Annotated in this window: 17 protein-coding genes; 2 read left to right on the forward strand and 15 right to left on the reverse strand. The window is 60.5% G+C overall.

What is annotated here, in order from left to right; translation table 11 throughout:
• Positions 1-52: 52 nt before the first annotated feature.
• The 11 genes from NOM06_RS02830 to leuS all read right to left on the reverse strand — a co-directional run bounded on the left by NOM06_RS02830 (position 53) and on the right by leuS (position 12,263).
• Complete coding sequence (locus NOM06_RS02830; protein ID WP_005335176.1) at positions 53-1,249, reverse strand: D-alanyl-D-alanine carboxypeptidase family protein; 1,197 nt, start codon at positions 1,247-1,249, stop codon at positions 53-55.
• 186 nt (positions 1,250-1,435) lie between these two features.
• Positions 1,436-2,416, reverse strand: a complete 981-nt coding sequence (locus tag NOM06_RS02835) for a septal ring lytic transglycosylase RlpA family protein (RefSeq protein ID WP_255909824.1) — start codon at positions 2,414-2,416, stop codon at positions 1,436-1,438.
• Complete coding sequence (gene mltB, locus NOM06_RS02840; protein WP_201994425.1) at positions 2,358-3,356, reverse strand: lytic murein transglycosylase B; 999 nt, start codon at positions 3,354-3,356, stop codon at positions 2,358-2,360. Before mltB ends, NOM06_RS02835 begins: the two co-directional genes overlap by 59 nt.
• Positions 3,356-4,459, reverse strand: coding sequence for a rod shape-determining protein RodA (gene rodA, locus NOM06_RS02845; RefSeq protein WP_005335170.1), 1,104 nt, complete (start codon positions 4,457-4,459; stop codon positions 3,356-3,358). Before rodA ends, mltB begins: the two co-directional genes overlap by 1 nt.
• Entirely contained in the window at positions 4,452-6,374 is a 1,923-nt protein-coding gene (mrdA, locus tag NOM06_RS02850; protein WP_255909826.1) for a penicillin-binding protein 2, read from the reverse strand. Before mrdA ends, rodA begins: the two co-directional genes overlap by 8 nt.
• Before the next feature lie 103 nt (positions 6,375-6,477).
• Positions 6,478-6,945: a 23S rRNA (pseudouridine(1915)-N(3))-methyltransferase RlmH gene (rlmH, locus tag NOM06_RS02855; RefSeq protein ID WP_005335166.1), complete on the reverse strand. Its 468-nt coding sequence runs from the start codon at positions 6,943-6,945 to the stop codon at positions 6,478-6,480.
• 19 nt (positions 6,946-6,964) lie between these two features.
• On the reverse strand, positions 6,965-7,306 hold the full coding sequence (gene rsfS / locus NOM06_RS02860) for a ribosome silencing factor (RefSeq protein WP_005335165.1): 342 nt from the start codon (positions 7,304-7,306) through the stop codon (positions 6,965-6,967).
• 103 nt (positions 7,307-7,409) lie between these two features.
• Complete coding sequence (gene nadD, locus NOM06_RS02865) at positions 7,410-8,060, reverse strand: nicotinate-nucleotide adenylyltransferase (RefSeq protein WP_064335654.1); 651 nt, start codon at positions 8,058-8,060, stop codon at positions 7,410-7,412.
• The gene (gene holA / locus NOM06_RS02870) at positions 8,054-9,091 is read right to left on the reverse strand and encodes a DNA polymerase III subunit delta (protein ID WP_064335655.1); all 1,038 of its coding nucleotides are present in this window, start codon (positions 9,089-9,091) and stop codon (positions 8,054-8,056) included. Before holA ends, nadD begins: the two co-directional genes overlap by 7 nt.
• Positions 9,091-9,573 (reverse strand): LPS assembly lipoprotein LptE, encoded by a 483-nt coding sequence (gene lptE / locus NOM06_RS02875; protein WP_005335160.1) that lies wholly within the window; start codon positions 9,571-9,573, stop codon positions 9,091-9,093. The genes holA and lptE overlap by 1 nt, the downstream gene beginning before the upstream one ends.
• 113 nt (positions 9,574-9,686) lie before the next feature.
• Entirely contained in the window at positions 9,687-12,263 is a 2,577-nt protein-coding gene (leuS, locus tag NOM06_RS02880; protein ID WP_255909829.1) for a leucine--tRNA ligase, read from the reverse strand.
• Positions 12,264-12,408: 145 nt separating this feature from the next.
• Between leuS and NOM06_RS02885 the strand changes: the two genes are divergently transcribed.
• Complete coding sequence (locus NOM06_RS02885) at positions 12,409-12,903, forward strand: zinc ribbon-containing protein (protein WP_005335155.1); 495 nt, start codon at positions 12,409-12,411, stop codon at positions 12,901-12,903.
• Between the two features lie 82 nt (positions 12,904-12,985).
• Here the strand turns inward: NOM06_RS02885 and NOM06_RS02890 are convergent, their stop codons facing one another.
• The 3 genes from NOM06_RS02890 to fldB all read right to left on the reverse strand — a co-directional run bounded on the left by NOM06_RS02890 (position 12,986) and on the right by fldB (position 16,447).
• On the reverse strand, positions 12,986-14,326 hold the full coding sequence (locus tag NOM06_RS02890) for a TldD/PmbA family protein (RefSeq protein WP_255909830.1): 1,341 nt from the start codon (positions 14,324-14,326) through the stop codon (positions 12,986-12,988).
• Positions 14,326-15,726 (reverse strand): TldD/PmbA family protein, encoded by a 1,401-nt coding sequence (locus NOM06_RS02895; protein WP_255909832.1) that lies wholly within the window; start codon positions 15,724-15,726, stop codon positions 14,326-14,328. Before NOM06_RS02895 ends, NOM06_RS02890 begins: the two co-directional genes overlap by 1 nt.
• A 202-nt stretch (positions 15,727-15,928) precedes the next feature.
• On the reverse strand, positions 15,929-16,447 hold the full coding sequence (gene fldB, locus NOM06_RS02900) for a flavodoxin FldB (protein WP_005335151.1): 519 nt from the start codon (positions 16,445-16,447) through the stop codon (positions 15,929-15,931).
• Between the two features lie 250 nt (positions 16,448-16,697).
• Between fldB and xerD the strand changes: the two genes are divergently transcribed.
• Positions 16,698-17,597, forward strand: a complete 900-nt coding sequence (gene xerD / locus NOM06_RS02905) for a site-specific tyrosine recombinase XerD (RefSeq protein ID WP_255909834.1) — start codon at positions 16,698-16,700, stop codon at positions 17,595-17,597.
• A gap of 72 nt (positions 17,598-17,669) precedes the next feature.
• Here the strand turns inward: xerD and mscL are convergent, their stop codons facing one another.
• On the reverse strand, positions 17,670-18,080 hold the full coding sequence (mscL, locus tag NOM06_RS02910; protein ID WP_047438040.1) for a large-conductance mechanosensitive channel protein MscL: 411 nt from the start codon (positions 18,078-18,080) through the stop codon (positions 17,670-17,672).
• Between the last annotated feature and the right edge of the window lie 307 nt (positions 18,081-18,387).

Below are 18,387 nucleotides of genomic sequence, written 5' to 3' on the forward strand. Positions count from 1 at the left end.
GACAGCAGCGGCGCCTGTTGGCGCCGCTGTTTGGTGAGGATTGTGTGTTGGATTACTTGAACCAGCTGGTGACCAGCAGTACCAGGTAGTCCCACAGACGGCTCATCAAACCACCTTCCTGCACCTCTTCCAGGGCGACCAGGGGTACCTGCTTGATCTCTTTGTCACCCTGTTTCAGGAACACGGTACCGACGCGCTGACCCTTGGCCAGCGGCGCTTTCAGTTCGCTGTCGAGCTGGAAGTCAGCCTTCAGGTTGTTGCCCTGACCGCGGGTGACCAGCACGGAGACATCTTTGTCGACGCCCAGTTTCACTTCCGGTTTGTCGCCCATCCAGATCTTCTGGGTGACCAGCTCGGTGCCCGCCTTGTACGGGGTCAGGCTCTGGAAGAAGCGGAAGCCGTAGGTGAGCAGTTTTTTGCTCTCGGCGGCGCGGGAGGCTTCGCTGCTGGCGCCCAGTACCACGGCGATCAGGCGCATGCCTTCGTTGTTGGTGGCAGAGGAGACCAAGTTATAGCCGACCTGGCTGACGTGGCCGGTCTTGATGCCATCCACCTGCAGGGATTGATCCCACAGCAGGCGGTTGCGGTTGTGCTGGGTGATGCCGTTGAAGACGAAGGATTTCTGGGAGTAGATCTTGTACTCCTCCGGCAGGTCGCGGATCAGCGCCTGACCCAGACGGGCCATATCGTGAGCGGTACTGTAGTGACCTTCCGCATCCAGACCGTGCGGGTTCATGAAGTGGCTGTCATTCATGCCAAGCTTGGCGGCCCAGCTGTTCATCAGGCTGGCGAAGGAGTCGGTGCTGCCCGCCAGGAACTCGGCCATGGCGACGCAGGCGTCGTTGCCGGACTGGATGATGATGCCCTTGTTGAGGTCATCGACGGAGACCTGCTTGCCCACCTCGATAAACATCTTGGAGGAGTCGGAGTAGTTCTTGGACCAGGCGTTCTGGCTGATGGTCACCATGTCGGTGCGCTTGATGTTCCCCTTCAGCAGCTCCTGGCCGATGATGTAGGAGGTCATCATCTTGGTCAGACTGGCGGGCGGCAGACGCTCTTCGGCGTTCTGCTCGGCCAGCACCTGACCGGAGTAGTAGTCGATCAGAATATGGGCCTTGGCGGAGATCTCCGGCGCGGCGGGAACCACCATGGGCATGGCATTAGGGGTCGGTGTCGGCACCGGCGTATTGGCCTGGGCGGTTACGCTGATCAGTGAGGCCAGAAGAACTGAACGGGCAAATTTGGACATCTTGAAATTCCTGCGAGCCAGATGGGGATAAAATGCGGGCCTAACTATACCAGATGCGCCCGCAGGTTATAGCCCGACATGGCGATCAGAACTGGTTTTTTATCCATCACTCCCTGTCATCACGCCATAAAACGACGTGATGACAGTGAGTAAGCGGTTAGTCACATCCGCAGCAAAAGGGGGTGATCAGGGCACGATAAAGGCCTGTTCCAGCCCGCCCTGACGTACTTTTTCCAGCACGCTTGCCTGCTGGTCGGCGGCGATCGGGCCAATCAGCACCCGGAAAATGGCGCCATGGGCATCGATTCGGTAGGGCACGCCGTAACGCTGGGTCATCACCTTGCCCATCGCCTCGGCCCGATCCCGGGAGCCGCTGGCCAGTACCTGGATCATCTTGCCATCCCCACTGCTGGCAGGCGCTGCAGCCTTGGCTGGTGCTGGCTTGACAGGTGCCGCTTTGGCGGGCTTGGCGGCGGGTGCCTTGACAGGAGCCGGATCGGCGGCGGGAGTGGCCATCGCCAGTGCGGTTGGTTCACCCAGGAAGCCAGCTTGCGACAGCCTGCTGGAGGCCGCAGCCGGAGTGGTCGGAGTCATTTCGATGGGCTTCATTGGCTCCATGATCACCATCTGATCCGGGGTGTCGCTGATCAGCTCCAGCCGTACTCGGGCCTCACCGTTGTCGACCATCTCCAGCTGCTTGGCCGCTGCGTAGGAGAGGTCGATCAGGCGCGGGCTGTTGAATGGACCGCGGTCATTGACCCGCACTATGGTCTCCAGCCCGTTGTCCAGATTGGTGACCCGCACATAGCTCGGGATGGGCAGGTTGCGGTGGGCGGCACTGAACAGCTTGCTGTCCAGCACATCGCCGTTGGCGGTCTTCTGGCCGTCCAGATCCGGCGACAACCAGCTGGCGGTGCCCTCTTCGCTGTAGTGTTTGATGTCGCGCCACACCTCGTGCTTCTGCTTGCCGATCCAGTAGTCCCGGTTGCCGCTGGCACTCAGGGGCTCGGGGCGCGGAATGGCGCCGGTGGCTTGCGGGATCTCGATAACGGGTGGCTTGCTGACCGGTGCTTGCGGCTCGACGGGGGCGCTCTGTTCCGGCTGGCTGCTACAGGCGGCCAGCAACAAGCTCAGGCTGAGCGGGAGGAGTTTGTGACGAAGATGCATACGCTTCCTGAATGGCTTGGCTAAGTTGATACACCGCCATCGCATAGAGTGGGCTGCGATTGTAACGGGTGATCACATAAAAGTTATGCCGTGCGACCCAGTATTCCGGTCCATCGGCTTGGGCAAACGCCAGCAACTTGACCGGCGTCTGTGGGGCCAGCGGCGTGGCGAGCTCAATCCCTGCCGCCGCCAGTTCTGACCACTGTTGTGTTAACTCGGGCTCAGGCCTGAGTAGAGGTTCGACTGCCATCAACCCGATCTGGGCCGGTTCCACCACGGATTCGCCCCAGCGCCACTGGTGGCTGGCAAAATAGTTGGCCACGCTGCCGATGGCATCGACCGGGTTGGCAAACAGATCGCGCTTGCCATCCCCGTCAAAGTCGACGGCGTAGTGGCGATAGCTGGAGGGCATGAACTGCCCCATCCCCATGGCGCCGGCATAGGAGCCCTTGAGGGTATCGAGTTGCCACCCTTCCTCTTTGGCCAGCACCACCAGCTGGGCAAACTCCTTGGCAAAGAAGTCGGCCCGCTCGGGGTAGTGAAACCCCAGGGTGTAGAGGCTATCGAGCACCGGATGACGGCCCATCTGGCGACCGTAGAAGGTTTCTACCCCTATGATGGCCACGATGAGCGAGGCGGGCACCCGATAGGTCTGCTCCGCGCGAGCCAGCGTCTCGGCATGTTGTTGCCAGAACTGCTGGCCATCACGGATGCGATCCGGGGTAACGAACAGCGGTCGGTAGCGATGCCAGGGTTTGGCTTCCCACGGCTTGCTGATGGTGTCGAGCACCTCCTGCCGTAACTGGGCGCGGGCGACGGCAGCCTGCAACTCCGCCAGCGGCACCTGCTGCTGGTCGGCGAGCAGGGCCAACCGATCCGGCGCCACGGCGGCGGTCGCCATCGTGGTGGCGAGCGAGAGCAGCAATCCAACCCGTCTCATCAGGCGAGCAGTCTTCTATGAGTCTGGATGGACATCAGGATACCGAATCCGGCCATCAGGGTCACCATGGAGGTGCCGCCATAGCTCACCAGCGGCAGGGGCACCCCTACCACCGGCAAGATGCCGCTCACCATGCCCATGTTGACGAACACATAGACGAAGAAGGTGAGGGTGATGGCGCCACCCAGCAGTCGCTCGAAGCTGTTCTGGGCCTGCATCGAGATAAACAGGCAGCGGCTGATGACGTAGAGGTAGAGCACCAGCAGCAGGGCAACCCCTACCAGACCGAACTCCTCGCTGAATACTGCGAAGATGAAGTCGGTATGGCGCTCGGGCAGGAACTCCAGCTGGGACTGGGTCCCTTGCAGCCAACCCTTGCCAAAGACGCCACCGGAGCCGATGGCAATCTTGGACTGGATGATGTGATAGCCGCGACCGAGCGGGTCTTTCTCCGGGTCGAGCAGCATCAGCACCCGCTGGCGCTGGTAGTCGTGCATCAGGAAGAACCAGAGCACTGGCATAAAGGCCAGCATCAGCAGGACCGCCAAGCCGATCAGCCACCAGCTGAGCCCCGCCAGGAAGATGACGAAGAAGCCGGAGGCGGCCACCAGAATGGAGGTGCCAAGGTCAGGCTGGGCGGCGATCAGCAGGGTGGGCAGCAGCACCATGATGAGGGCGATCACCACATGGCTGAACTTGGGGGGCAGCGAGTGGCGACTGAGCCAGGCGGCCACCATGATCGGCATGGAAAGCTTCATCACCTCGGAGGGCTGGAACTTCATAAAGCCCAGATCGAGCCAGCGCTGGGCCCCCTTGCCGATGTGGCCGAACACGTCCACCGCAATCAGCATCAGCACCACCACGGCGAACAGCGGCACGGACCAGCGAGCGTAGAGGGAGGGGGGCAGCTGGGCCAGGCCGATCATCAGGGCAAAGGCGAGACCGCCGCGCACCAGCTGGCGCACGATGGAGTCCATATCCTGACCGGAGGCGGAGTAGAGCACCACCATGGAGAGGGTCATCACGGCCAGCAGACCGAGCAGCAGGGGCAAGTCGATATGCAGCTTGTACCAGATGCTCTGCTGGCGGGCAGAATTACTCATTGGGAGCGACCTCACTCGGTTGGGACGGCTTTTCCGGTGCCGGTGGCAGTTGCGGATCAGGGGGCAGCAGATAGGCATCCAGCATCTGGCGTGCAATGGGCGATGCAGCTCGACCACCACCACCTCCGATGGAGTTTTCCAGTACCAGAGCTACCACCGCTTTGGGTGCCTCGAAGGGGGCATAAGCAACGAACAAAGCGTTATCGCGATGCTCCGCCTTGACCGTCTTGATGTTGTAAACCTGATTTTCCTTCAAACCGACTACCTGGGCTGTGCCCGATTTGCCGCCTGAGGAGTAAGGCGCCTTGGCAAACGAGTGACGGCCACTGCCTTCACTACCATGGTTGACTCGCCACATCCCATCCTGCGCCACTTTCCAGAAGCTGTCGTTCTTGAGCTTGAGGGCGATATTGGGGTTGATGGGGGCATCGACCACCCCCGCCTGGGAGGCTGTGCTCTTGAGCAGGTGCGGGGTGACGTCGTGACCATTCTGGGTCAGGATGCTGATCGCCTTGGCCAGTTGGAGCGGGGTGGCGCTCCAGTAGCCCTGACCGATACCGACAGAGATGGTGTCCCCCTGATACCAGGGCTGGCGCCAACGGGCCATCTTCCAGTCACGGGACGGCATGACCCCCTTGGTCTCTTCATAAAGATCGACCCCGGTGTACTGACCGAAGCCAAATTTGGTCATGTAGCTGTGGATCTTGTCGATGCCGACCCGATAGGCGAGATCGTAGAAATAGGTATCTGCCGAGACCTCGATGGCGCGATAGACATCGAGCCAGCCGTGACCCCAGCGGCGCCAGTCGCGAAACTTCTTGGTGGTACCGGGAATAGAGAAGCTCGGGCCGCCGAAATAGCGGTAGCCCGGGGTAATGGCCCCCTCGTTGAGCCCCATTACCGACATCATGGGTTTGACCGTGGAGGCAGGGGCATAAATGCCCTGAGTGGTGCGATTCACCAGTGGCCGCGCCGGATCGTTGAGCAGCGCCGAGTAGTTGGCGCTGGAGATACCGGTCACGAACAGGTTGGGGTCGTAGCTGGGGCTCGACTCCAGGGCCAGGATGGCGCCGGTTTTCGGGTCCATCATCACGATGGCTCCGCGCTGGCCAGCCAGCAGTTGCTGGGCCTTGAGCTGCATCCGGACGTCGATATTGAGGTAGATATCCTTGCCCGGAATAGGTGGCTGGAACTTGAGGGTGCGGACAATCCGGCCGCGGTTGTTCACCTCGACCTCCTGATAGCCCGCCACACCGTGCAGCTCATCTTCGTAATACTTCTCCACCCCCTGCTTGCCGATATCCTTGGTGGCCGCGTAGTTGGCGAGTTTTTCTTCCTTCTCGAGGCGCTCCACGTCACGGGTGTTGATCTTGGCCACATAGCCCAAAGCATGGGTGAGGGTGTCACCAAACGGGTAGTAGCGCTTGAGGTAGGCCTCGATGCTGGCGCCCGGGTAGTTATGCTGGTTGACCGAGAAGAGGGCTACCTGATATTCGGTCAGTTTCTCGTAGAGGGGGACCGGCTTGAAGCGGCGCTGGCGCTTCACTTCGGCGAGGAACTTCTCCTTGGTGCCCTCCGGCAGACCCAGCAGGGTGATCAGCTGGTCGGCGGTTTTTTCGAGATCCTTGGTCTCTTCCGGCACGATTTCCAGACTGTAGACCGGGCGGTTTTCCGCCAGCAGCACACCGTTGGTGTCATAGATGAGGCCCCGTGGTGGCGCCACCGGTACCACGCGGATACGGTTGGAGTTGGAGCGAGTCTGGTAGGTGTCGTAGGACTCGACCTGCAGATAATAGAGATTGCCCAGCAGCACCAGCATCAGCACGACGATGCCGATGTAGGCTACCAGGGTGCGCCGGAAGAACAGATTGCCCTCGGCACTGTGATCGCGCATTTCGATGCGTTGTTTCAGCATGCCTTTACCTCAAGACCCTTGGGGGCAATAAGAGCAGGAACTGCATTGTTCACTCTCTGTGATAGGGGTGAATATGAGCGGTGAGACTCCAGAGACGCATGGCTCACTCTCTATGATACGGATGATTGGTGGTGATGCTCCAGGCCCGATAGAGGCTCTCGGCCACCAGTACCCGTACCAGCGGATGGGGCAGGGTGAGCGGTGACAGTGACCAGCTCTGTTCAGCGGCAGCCTTGCACTCGGGGGACAAGCCTTCCGGCCCGCCTACCAGCAGGGCAACATCGCGGCCATCGAGTTTCCACGCCTCCAGCTGGGTCGCCAACTGCTCCGTGGTCCAGGGCTTGCCCGGAATATCGAGGGTGACGATGCGCGAGCGCCCCGCAGCCGCCAGCATGGCTTCCCCTTCCTTCTGCAGGATGCGCGGAATGTCGGCATTTTTGCCCCGTTTGCCTGCGCCGATCTCGACGAGTTCAAACGGCATGTCTTTGGGGAAGCGGCGACGATACTCTTCGAAGCCATGCTCTACCCAGGCGGGCATCTTGGTGCCCACCGCAATCAACTGGATCTTCATGGTCGTTACACTTGTGCTCTTATTGCGTATTCATTTGAGCGGCACCGCTCCACAGCTTTTCCAGTTGGTAGAAGTCACGATGTTCATCCTGCATCACATGCACGATCACCGAGCCCATATCTACCAGCACCCATTCACCGCTCAGTTGCCCTTCCACGCTCAGCAGATCCAGACCCGCGTGGCGGGCCTCGCTGGCCAGATGGTGGGCAATGGCGCTGACGTGACGACTGGAGTTGCCGGAACAGATGATCATGGTGTCAGTAATGCTGGATTTGCCGCGTACATCGAGGGTGATGATGTCGCGGCCTTTCATGTCATCGATCTTGTCGATGATAAAGGCATGCAATTCTTGGCCTTGCAATGAGTCTCTCCTGTATTCCGGCGCGCAGCGTTTGCGTCAGGGCGGCGGATTATATCATGGTCACTCCCGTTTCCCATCGGGTGGGGCGGGATTACGACAGGGGCTAGCGGCGGTTGGCGCGGTAGAGCCCCTGTTGATCAATATAGTGCGCAACCGACTCGGGCAAGAGGTAGCGGGTGTCTTGTCCCGCATCCAGCAAGGCTCGCAGTCGGGTGGCTGACAGTTCGATGGGCTGGTTGTCCGCCAGCCAGATATGACCGGCCAGACGCTGATGCAGCGCGTTGGCATCTGTGGTGTGATGGTGCGCCAGCAGCTGCGCCACCTCGGCCGGATAATCCGGTTGCCAGCCCGGCCGTACGCTCACCACCAGATGGGCATGGTCGAGCAGCTCCTGCCAGCGGTGCCAGCTTGGCAGGCTCAGCAGTGAATCCATCCCCATCAGAAAACAGAGCGGCGTATCGGGCAGTTCATGACGCAGCTCGATGAGGGTATCGATGGTGTAAGAGGGCTTGTCCCGTCTCAGCTCCCGCTCATCCACCACAAAGTGGTGGTTCTCTGCCGCCGCCAGTTTGACCATGGCAAGGCGCTGTTCGCTCGAGCAGAACGGATTGGCGCGGTGGGGCGGGATATGGTTCGGGATCAGCCGCATCTCGGCCAACCCGAGGGCATCGCGCGCCTCGATGGCCGGGCGCAGATGGCCGATATGGATAGGATCGAACGTGCCCCCCAGCAGGCCAATGGGCGCCTTCAGCACGGGCTGTTCTCCATCACCAGCGGCAGCGGGGTGCCATCACGAAAGCCGAGGGCAATGGTCTGCAGCATCAGCCAGGCCTGCTCGCTATCGAAGCGGCGCTGGGCATCGTCCAGCTGGGCCATCAGTTGCCACAGTTGCTGCAACTTGGCAAACGGCAGTCGGGTCAGCGCTTGCTGAATGAGCTGCTGGCGGCTCTGCCAGATGCGCAGGCGGCTGAAGTGCTCACCCAGCGGCTGGCCGTTGCGCATCGCCAACGACAGCTCGGTCAGCTGCTCCAGCTCGCGGCAGAGGGTCCAGGCCAGCATCCCCGGCTCGGTGCCTTCGGCCCGCAGGGCGGCCAGAATGCGCTGGGCCCGGTTCACCTTGCCCTCCAGCAGGGTATCGACCAGCTGGAACGGGGTGAAGTGGGCGTGGCGGATAATGGTCTCTTGCAGATAGGTGACGCTGATGGGCTGGGGTGGCGAGAGCAGGGTCAGCTTCTCGATCTCCTGGCTGGCGGCCAGCAGGTTGCCCTCGTAGGAGTGGCACATGAAGTTGATGGCATCCGGCAGCGCCTTGAGGCCGAAACGCGCAAAACGGGCGCTCATCCAGCGCGGGAAGAACTTGGGCTCCGGATGGTTGACCGGCACATAGGTGCCAATCTGGTAGAGCTTGTCGAACCAGGCTGATTTCATCTGGGTCTGGTTGAGACGACCGCCACTCAGCACCAGCAGCAGGTCGGGATGAAGCTGCTTGCCAATTTCGCTGATGCGGGCAGCGAGATCCTTGTCCACCTTGGCGGGCAGCTCCAGCTCGATGATCTGGCGGGCGGAGAAGAGGCTCATGGCCTGACAGGCATCGTAGACCTGATTCCAGTCCAGCCCCTGTTCCACCACGAAGGTGTGGCGCTCATCGAAACCCTGCTTGCGGGCGACCTGACGGATGGCATCGATGGCCTCCAGTCGCAACAGGGGCTCGTCGCCAAAAACGAGATAGCAGGGCCGAAGCCCTGCTTTGAGGTGGTCACCAAATTGTTCCGGGTAAATCCGCATCAGAAGCTGACCTGACTCAACTGCCGGATCACCTGATTGGCCGCCTGCTCCTGCATCTCGCGGTTGAGCTGCTCCTGCTCACGGGAGGAGGCGAGCGCTGCATCCGGCTTGTTGAGGAAGCTGCGGTTGAAGTTGATGGGGAAGACCTGAGTCGGCTTGCCCGGTACCGAGATGGTGAACTGGGTACCAAAGCCCAGCACATATTCGGTGTCCGTCCCCAGCGCGTTGACCGAGGCGACCTGACTGGTGCTGCCTACGCCGCCCAGAGTGAGCACCGGAATGCCCTCCTTGTCGGCCAGGGTCACGCCAGAGGCCTTCAGGCGGGTGGTAACCATCCGGTAGAAGTCGCTCTTGTTGTCGCCCACGACCTTCATGGTCATCAGCTCGCTCGGAATGCCGTTGCCGCGCATGTGAAAGCCGCAGCCTTGCAGCAGCAGACCAGCCAGCACGATGGCCATCCAGCGGGTGAAGATGGTGCCCATAGAAAATCCTCTTTGCATTAAGGGAAAGCGGCGGGCGCAGGGCCCGCCGTTATCATCCGTTTGCTGTTACAGATTGGCAATGATCAGTTGGTAACCAATCAGTTGGCAGCCAATTAGTTAGCGACAATATTGAGCAGCTTGCCAGGTACATAGATCACCTTGCGCACGGTCAGCCCGTCGGTGAACTTCTGTACCGAGGCATCGGCCATCGCCAGCTTCTCTACGTCGGCCTGGCTGATCTCGGCCGGCACGGTCAGTTTGCCGCGCATCTTGCCGTTGATCTGCACCACCACCAGCTTCTCGGTCTCGACCATGGCCGCTTCATCGGCCATCGGCCAGGCTGCGTGATCGATGTCGTCGCCCTTGCCCAGCATCTTCCACAGCTCGAAGCCGATGTGCGGGGTGATGGGGTAGAGCATGACTACCACGGCTTCCAGCGCTTCCTGCATCAGGGCGCGGTCCTGTTCGTCGTTGCCGAGCTTGGCCAGATTGTTCATCAGCTCCATGATGGCGGCGATGGCGGTGTTGAAGGTCTGACGGCGACCCACGTCATCACTCACCTTGGCGATGGTCTTGTGCAGTTCACGGCGTACCGCTTTCTGCTCGTTGGTGAGAGCAGCTACATCGAGTGCGGCAACGGCGCCACCGGAGACGTGCTCGAAGGTGACGCGCCACAGGCGACGCAGGAAGCGCTGGGCACCCTCTACACCGGAGTCGGACCACTCCAGAGTCATTTCGGCCGGAGAGGCGAACATCATGAACAGACGGACGGTATCGGCGCCGTAACGCTCGACCATCAGCTGCGGGTCGATGCCGTTGTTCTTGGACTTGGACATCTTGGTCATGCCGGAGTGCATTACCTCACGACCTTCGTTGTCGATGGCCTTGGTGATGCGACCCTTCTCGTCACGCTCTACCTTGACGTCGGTCGGGCTGACCCAGACGTTGCCGCCCTTCTCGTCTTTGTAGTAGAAGGCGTCGGCCAGCACCATGCCCTGGCAGAGCAGGCGCTTGAACGGCTCGTCGCTGTTCACGAGGCCTGCATCACGCAGCAGCTTGTGGAAGAAGCGGGCATAGAGCAGGTGCATACAGGCGTGCTCGATGCCGCCGATGTACTGATCCACCGGCAGCCAGTGGTTGGCAGCAGCCGGATCCAGCATGCCCTTGTCGTAGTCCGGAGAGCAGTAGCGCGCGTAGTACCAGGAGGACTCCATAAAGGTGTCGAAGGTATCGGTCTCGCGGAACGCTTCCTGACCGTTGTAAGTGGTCTTGGCCCACTCGGCATCGGCTTTGATCGGGCTCTGGATACCATCCATCACCACATCTTCCGGCAGCAGTACCGGCAGCTGGTCTTCCGGCGTCGGCACCACGGAGCCGTCAGCCAGGGTCAGCATCGGGATGGGGGCACCCCAGTAACGCTGACGGGAGACACCCCAGTCACGCAGACGGTAGTTAACGGTACGCTTGCCCTTGCCGAGCCCTTCCAGCTTGCTGGCGATGGCATCGAAGGCGCCCTGGAAGTCGAGACCGTCAAACTCGCCGGAGTTGAACAGCACGCCCTTCTCGGTATAAGCGGCTTCGCTCACGTCGACGTCGCCATCAACTGGCTTGATCACCGCCTTGATGTCGAGGCCATATTTGGTGGCGAATTCGAAGTCACGCTGATCGTGGGCTGGTACTGCCATGACGGCGCCGGTGCCGTAGTTCATCAGCACGAAGTTGGCGACCCAGACCGGTACCTTGCGGCCATCCAGCGGGTGAATGGCATAGAGGCCGGTGGCCATGCCCTTCTTCTCCATGGTGGCCAGTTCTGCTTCGGCTACCTTGGTGTTCTTGCACTCTTCGATAAAGGCGGCCAGCTCCGGATTGTTCTGGGCTGCTTGCTGCGCCAGCGGGTGACCGGCAGCGATACCGACATAAGTCACGCCCATGAAGGTGTCCGGACGGGTGGTGTAGACCTCCAGCTGCTCAGCCTGACCCTCGATATTGAAGCTGATGTTGACCCCTTCGGAGCGGCCAATCCAGTTGCGCTGCATGGTCTTGACCATCTCCGGCCAGCCTTCCAGATTGTCGATGTCGTTCAGCAGCTCTTCGGCGTAGTCGGTGATTTTGATGAACCACTGGGGGATCTCTTTTTGCTCCACCGGGGTGTCACAGCGCCAGCAGCAGTTGTCGACCACCTGCTCGTTGGCCAGTACGGTCATGTCGTTCGGGCACCAGTTGACGGAGGAGGTCTTCTTGTAGACCAGACCCTTCTCGTAGAGCTTGGTGAAGAACCACTGCTCCCAGCGGTAGTAGTCCGGCTTGCAGGTGGCGACTTCACGATCCCAGTCATAACCCAGACCCAGCATCTTCAGCTGGTTCTTCATGTATTCGATGTTTTCGTAGGTCCAGGGCGCCGGTGCGGTATTGTTTTTGATCGCGGCGTTCTCGGCCGGCAGACCGAATGCATCCCAACCTATGGGTTGCAGCACGTTCTTGCCATTGAGGCGTTGATAACGGGAGATCACATCACCTATGGTGTAGTTACGAACGTGCCCCATGTGTAGTCGACCAGACGGATAGGGGAACATGGACAGGCAGTAGAACTTCTCCTTGTCTACCTTCTCCACGGCCTTGAAGGTTTTCTTGGCATCCCAGTGCTTTTGCACTGCTGGTTCGATTGATTGGGGAACGTATTGCTCTTGCATTGGTGACATCCGGATCTGTGAAATGAATAGATAAATCAGCTGGGAAATCGCAATAGAATACCCATATCCTGCGGCGGCAACAACCGCCAGCGTCCCTTGGGCCTTAAGCCGGGCCAGATCAGGGTTTAGTAGAGGAGTTAGAGCCATGGACAAACGTCAAAAAGGGTACGAAGCCTTCATTGCCGAGCTGCAAAAACAGTGGCAAGAGACTGAAGAGTTCCAGGGGGAGCGCCTCAACCGGATGATTGCCAAGGTGCAGGCCTATCTGGAGGCTGCCAGCGACCTGACCCAAGACGAACTGGCGCTCATCGCCGAGTACGTGAAGCGGGATCTGGGCAACTATGACGAGGGGCGCCATGACGATAGTGCGCAGGTGGAAGAGTCAGCCTTTATGCTGGCCCTCAAAGACACCGCCTGGTCCTGGCTGGCGGATGTGACCGACCGCGCCCAGGTGGAGTGGCGGGAGCTGGCCGACGAGCTCGAGCACAAGGGGGTTTACGAAGCGGGTGATTGGGTAGGGCTCGGGGTCATGGTGTGCGACCAGTGCGGCTGGCGCCATACCGTGCTACACCCACAACAGCTCGATACCTGCCCCGAATGCGGCTGCGCCGAGTATCATCGCGAGCCGCTCTCGCCCTGAGTCAGGCCTCAAGGTGGACGAGATAACGAGAAAAAGGCGCCATCAGGCGCCTTTTTCTTGCTTGCTGGTTTCGTCGGGGCGTTTACTTGCCGGCGACGGATAGGCCGCCAAAACGGATCTGCGGGGTGTAGAAGCCCTTGCCATCGTTGTGGTGCAGGGTGTCACCGACCGCTTCCAGCTCGCCCAGCAGGCGATAGAAGTTGCCCGCTACCGTGATGCCGCGCACCGGCTGCAGGCGAACGCCATCGCGACAGAGGAAGCCCGACGCGCCAAAGGAGAAGTCGCCGCTCACCGCATCGGCACCCGAATGCAGGCCATCCAGCTTGACCAGCTCCAGATAGTCACCGCTCTGCACCTCCGCTTCGCTATGGGGGCCCGCGCCGAACACCAGATGGCGAGCGGTCACATCGAGGGCGCTGCGAGCACCGCGGGCGGCCGAGCCGTTGCTGGCGACGCCAAAGTGGTGGGCGGTGGCGCTGTTGTGGAGCAGGGTTTTCAGCTCCCCTTCGCCAATCAGCAGCAGATCCGAGCTGGCCGCTCCCTCGCCATCAAACGCCTTGATGTTCATGCCGCCAGGCATATAGACCCGGCTTTCCAGAGTGAGCCAGCGTGACGCCACGCTTTGGCCGACCTTGCTGCGCCAGGGGTTGATCCCCTGCTGGGCCCACTTGCCCGACAGCACGCCCTGAAAGCAGCCAAACAGGCTGGCGAAGCAGTTGGTGCTAAAGATGACGCTGTAGCGGCCGCTCGGCACCGCTTCACCGGGCAGCAGACCATCGGCGATGGCGTAGATCTGCTCGATCAGGGCCTGACTGTCCAGCTCGTCGAAGCGACGGCCATATTGCCCCTGCGAGTGCATCGACTGGCGGCCATCCCGCTCGACCAGCGCCGAGGTGTAGCAGCCGACGCTGAACTCGCCGTGCTGGCAGAGGGTGCCCTGACTGTTGGCGAGCCAGAGCTGGCTCTCCCCTTCGAAGAAGCTGTTATAGGGGGCGCCGCTCACATCGGGCATGGCCAGCATGTCGGACTCCAGGCGCAGGGCCAGGGCGATCTTCTCCTCAGCCGGCGTGGTATCGGGCTGGTTGATCTCGGCACAATCTGTGGTGATCCGGCTATTGGCCACCGAGATGCGCTGATCCGGGTCCACCTTGGCAAAGCGGCTGGCATCGAGGGCATCTTGCAACATGGCATCGAGCGCCGCCTCATCGAGCGATTCCGAGTAGGCGATGCCGACCCGGCCCTCTTTTATCAGGCGAATGCCGAGCTGCTGGCTGCTGGTCACCTTGTATTCGCCGAGTTCGCCCTTGTCAGCCTTGAGTGAGAAGGCTCTCTCCTGATTGGTGATGATGTCCGCTTCTGCGTTGAGATTGGCCACCTTGTCCAGCAGGCGGGTGAGCAGTTGGTTCATGTCGATGGTGCTCATCAGGCGTTCCCTCCCACCAGAATATTGTCCACTTTCAGCGCCGGCTGGCCCACCGAGGTGGGGACCGAGCCCGAGACCGAGCCGCACATACCGGCGGCCAGTGCCAGGTTGCGGCCCACCATGGAGATCTCTTTCAGCACCTGCGGGCCGGTGCCGATCAGGGTGGCCGACTTGAGCGGTTTGGTGATCTTGCCGTGCTCGATGAGGTAGGCCTCCTGCACGTTGAAGTTGAATTCACCGGTGCCGGGCTGTACCGAGCCGCCCCCCATCTTCTTGGCGTAGATGCCGTGTTCCACCGTAGCCAGCATATCGTCGAGGTTATGGTTGCCCGGTTCGATATAGGTGTTGCGCATGCGCGAGGTGGGGGCGTACTTGTAGGATTCGCGCCGACCCGAGCCGGTGCGGGCGTAACCGGTTTTGAGGGCGCCCATTCTGTCCACCAGAAAGCCGGTCAGCACGCCGTCCTTGATGAGCTGGGTATGCTGGGTCGCCATCCCCTCGTCATCGACGTTGATGGAGCCCCAGGCATTGCTTTGCAAGCCTTCATCCACCGCATTGACCACCGGATTGGCGATAAGCTGGCCCATCTTGTCGTGGAATACCGAGGCCTTCTTGGCTACCGAGGTGGTCTCCAGCAGGTGGCCGCACGCCTCGTGGAAGATGACGCCGCCAAAGCCATTCTCCATGATGACCGGCAGGGTGCCGCTCGGGCAGGGAGCCGCGCCCAGTTTCACCAGTGCCTGACGGGTGGCGGTGAGGGCCAGCTCGCGCGGATCGATGCGATCGGCATGCTCCCAGCCCATCAGGGCGCCGGGGGCCTCGTAACCGACGCTCTGCTCGCTCCCTTCCATGGCGATGGTCTGGGCCATGATGCGGTTGTAGTGGCGGCGATCGGCCACTTGCACTCCTTCGCTGTTGAAGATCTCCACCTCCTGCTCCCAGCCCAGCACGTTGCCGGAGAACTGGCTCACCTTGCTGCTCTCGGCGCGGGCCGCCGCATCCATGGCGTGCAGATAGGCGATCTTCTGCTCCAGCAGCTTGTCTGCCGAGAGCGGCAGCGCCACCGGGTTGCGATCGCTCAGGCGGGTGAAATCGAAGGCGGTGGCGGTCACCACGGGGTCGCGGCGGTCTTTGGCCGCCAGCAGGGTGACGATGCGCAGCAGCTCGTCGCGGTTGGCCAGATTGGTGTAGCCGTAGAGCACCTTGTGGCCGTAACAGAGGCGCACGCCGATGCCGAAATCGAGGCCGCCGCTGATGTTCTCTATCTGGCTGGAGAGCAGGCTGAGCTGGCTGCGGCGCTTGCGCTCGACAAACAGCTCGGCAAAATCGGCACCCAGCGCCAGCGCGTGATCGAGCACGTCACGGGCGATGGCGGGGGCCAACAGGGAGAATGGGGTCATAGAATATCCTTTTCTGGTCTGTCCGTTTGCTTCCGACATCCGGCTCTGATTGTTATGGGATGTCGAGTCCATTGTTGCAGACCAGCACAAAAAAGTCGCTATAGCGTCATGCGATGATACCGATTGAGAAAATCGGTGCGATAACTGCGCCCGGCGGCCAGCGCCAGGCGCTCAGGGTCGTTTTGCCAAAACGTGGGAAAGATCAGAGCAGGGCGTGGATTTCGCTCAGGATCTGCTCGACCCACTGCTCGATGCGCGGATCGGTCTGGTCATATTGGTTGGCATCATCAAGGGCCAGCCCGACGAAGTGACGGCCATCGTCGATCAGTGCCTTGGAGGCATCGAATTCGTACCCTTCGTTGGGCCAGTAGCCCACCAGCTTGACCCCTTTTGGCACCAGCTGATCGTGCAGCATGCCGAGGGCGTCCTGGAACCATTCGCCATAACCGAGCTGATCGCCGAGGCCAAACAGGGCCACGATGCGTCCCTCCAGATGGAGATCGGCGATATCTTCCCAGCGGGACTCCCAGTCCTCCTGCAGTTCGCCAAAATCCCAGGTGGAGATGCCGAGGATCAGGATCTCGTAATCCTCCATCCGGCGCAGGGAGACATCCTTGATATTGTGAATATCCACCAGCTCGGGGCCGATGAGGGCGCGGATCTTCTCGGCAGCCATCTCGGTGTAGCAGGTGGTGGAACCGTAAAACAGACCAATCTTCATCGCTCTTCTCTCTGTTGGCGCTTTCTCGCTTGCTTTTGGCGCGTTCTCTCATGCTCGTGTGGGCTGCGCCATGTTGGCAACACGATGGGTAACGTAAGGGGAGGGCGCCAGTCTAGCAGATTGCCATTCGACCTTCACCGCCCGGCAAGGGGTGTGGCAAACGTGCCTTATCTTTCCAATGAAAGTGCCTTGTCTTTCCAAGGAGTTGGCGCGTTACAATGGGCCATTGATCCCCTGATTGCAGCGCACCATGAGCAAACCCGACCCCCATCCCCTGATTGAACCCTTTCTCGATGCCCTCTGGCTGGAGCGGGGATTGTCTGACAACACGGTCAGCTCCTATCGCAGCGATCTGGAGAAGTTCTCCCTCTGGCTCGACGAGCAGGGGAGCTCGCTGCTGCTGGCGGGGATGGACGAGATCCAGCACTACCTCGCCTGGCGGGTCGATCACCAGTTTGCGGCCAGCAGCACCGCCCGTTTTCTCTCGGCCCTGCGCCGTTTCTATCAGTATCTCAACCGTGAGAAGCTGCGCAGCGATGATCCGACCGTGCTGCTGGAGGGGCCCAAGCTGCCGAAAAAACTCCCCTCCGATTTAAGCGAAACGGAGGTGGAGGCACTCTTGAGTGCGCCGCTGGTGGATGACCCGCTGGAGTTGCGGGACAAGGCAATGCTGGAGCTGCTCTACGCCACCGGCTTGCGGGTTTCCGAGCTGGTGGGGCTCACTGCCGAGCATGTCAGTCTGCGTCAGGGGCTGGTGCGGGTAGTCGGCAAGGGCAACAAGGAGCGGTTGGTGCCGATGGGCGAGGAGGCGATGCACTGGCTGGAGCGTTACTACCGGGAGGCCCGCACCCTGCTGCTGGGGGGCACCAGCTCGGATGTGGTGTTTCCCTCCAAGCAGGCCCGTATGATGACCCGCCAGACTTTCTGGCATCGCATCAAACTCTATGCCATGCGGGCCGGGATCAACGGCGAGCTATCCCCTCACACCTTGCGCCACGCCTTTGCCACCCATCTGCTCAACCACGGCGCCGATCTGCGGGTTGTGCAGATGCTGCTGGGCCATGCGGATCTCTCCACCACCCAGATCTACACCCATGTGGCCAACGAGCGACTCAAGGCGTTGCACGGTGAGCACCACCCCAGAGCCTGAGTAGCCGGCCTCCCAAAAACAAAAAACCGCCAGCAGGCGGTTTTTTTATCTCTACACGACAGGAGATGGCGCTTATTTCCCTTGCTGGGATTTCAGCAGATCACGGATCTCGGTCAGCAGCTCCTGATCCTTGGTCGGGCCTGCCGGGGCGGCGGCTTCTTCTTCCTGCTTTTTCTTGAGGGTGTTGATGGCCTTCAGTCCCATGAAGATGGCGAAGGAGATGATCAGAAAGTCGATGATGGTCTGGATGAACTTGCCATAGGCGATGACCACGGCGGGTGTTGCACCTTCTGCGGCTTTCAGGGTGACCGCCAGGTCGCTGAAGTCCACGCCGCCCAGGATCAGGCCGATGGGCGGCATGATCACGTCACCGACAAAAGAGGAGACAATTTTGCCGAAGGCGGCACCAATGATGATACCAACCGCCATGTCGATGACGTTGCCGCGGGCGGCAAAGGCTTTGAACTCTTGAATCAGACTCATTATTTCCTCCGAAATTAAACAAGATAGCGCGTTGATTACCCTTGCCAAAGGGCGAACTCTTGTCAGGAAAAACAGAGGCTAAGCCGCGTTATTCCTGTCGTCCTGACTAGCTTGCGGGCGTTATGAGTCCTTGGCAATCGGGGGGAGCCATTTTTTTGGTACAAAGTGATATTAATTTTTTGGTAAGTAGCTGATTGAATGATGAGCTGCGCTGCTGTAGTTTGCTGGGTCGATTCATTCATACCACGTGAGTAAACAAGTGAAGTATTTACTACTGGGAATGATGCTTTTGTGCACATTTGCTGCC

Origin of the sequence: Aeromonas sp. JL9, from assembly GCF_024436075.1 — a bacterium.
GTDB lineage: Bacteria > Pseudomonadota > Gammaproteobacteria > Enterobacterales > Aeromonadaceae > Aeromonas > Aeromonas veronii.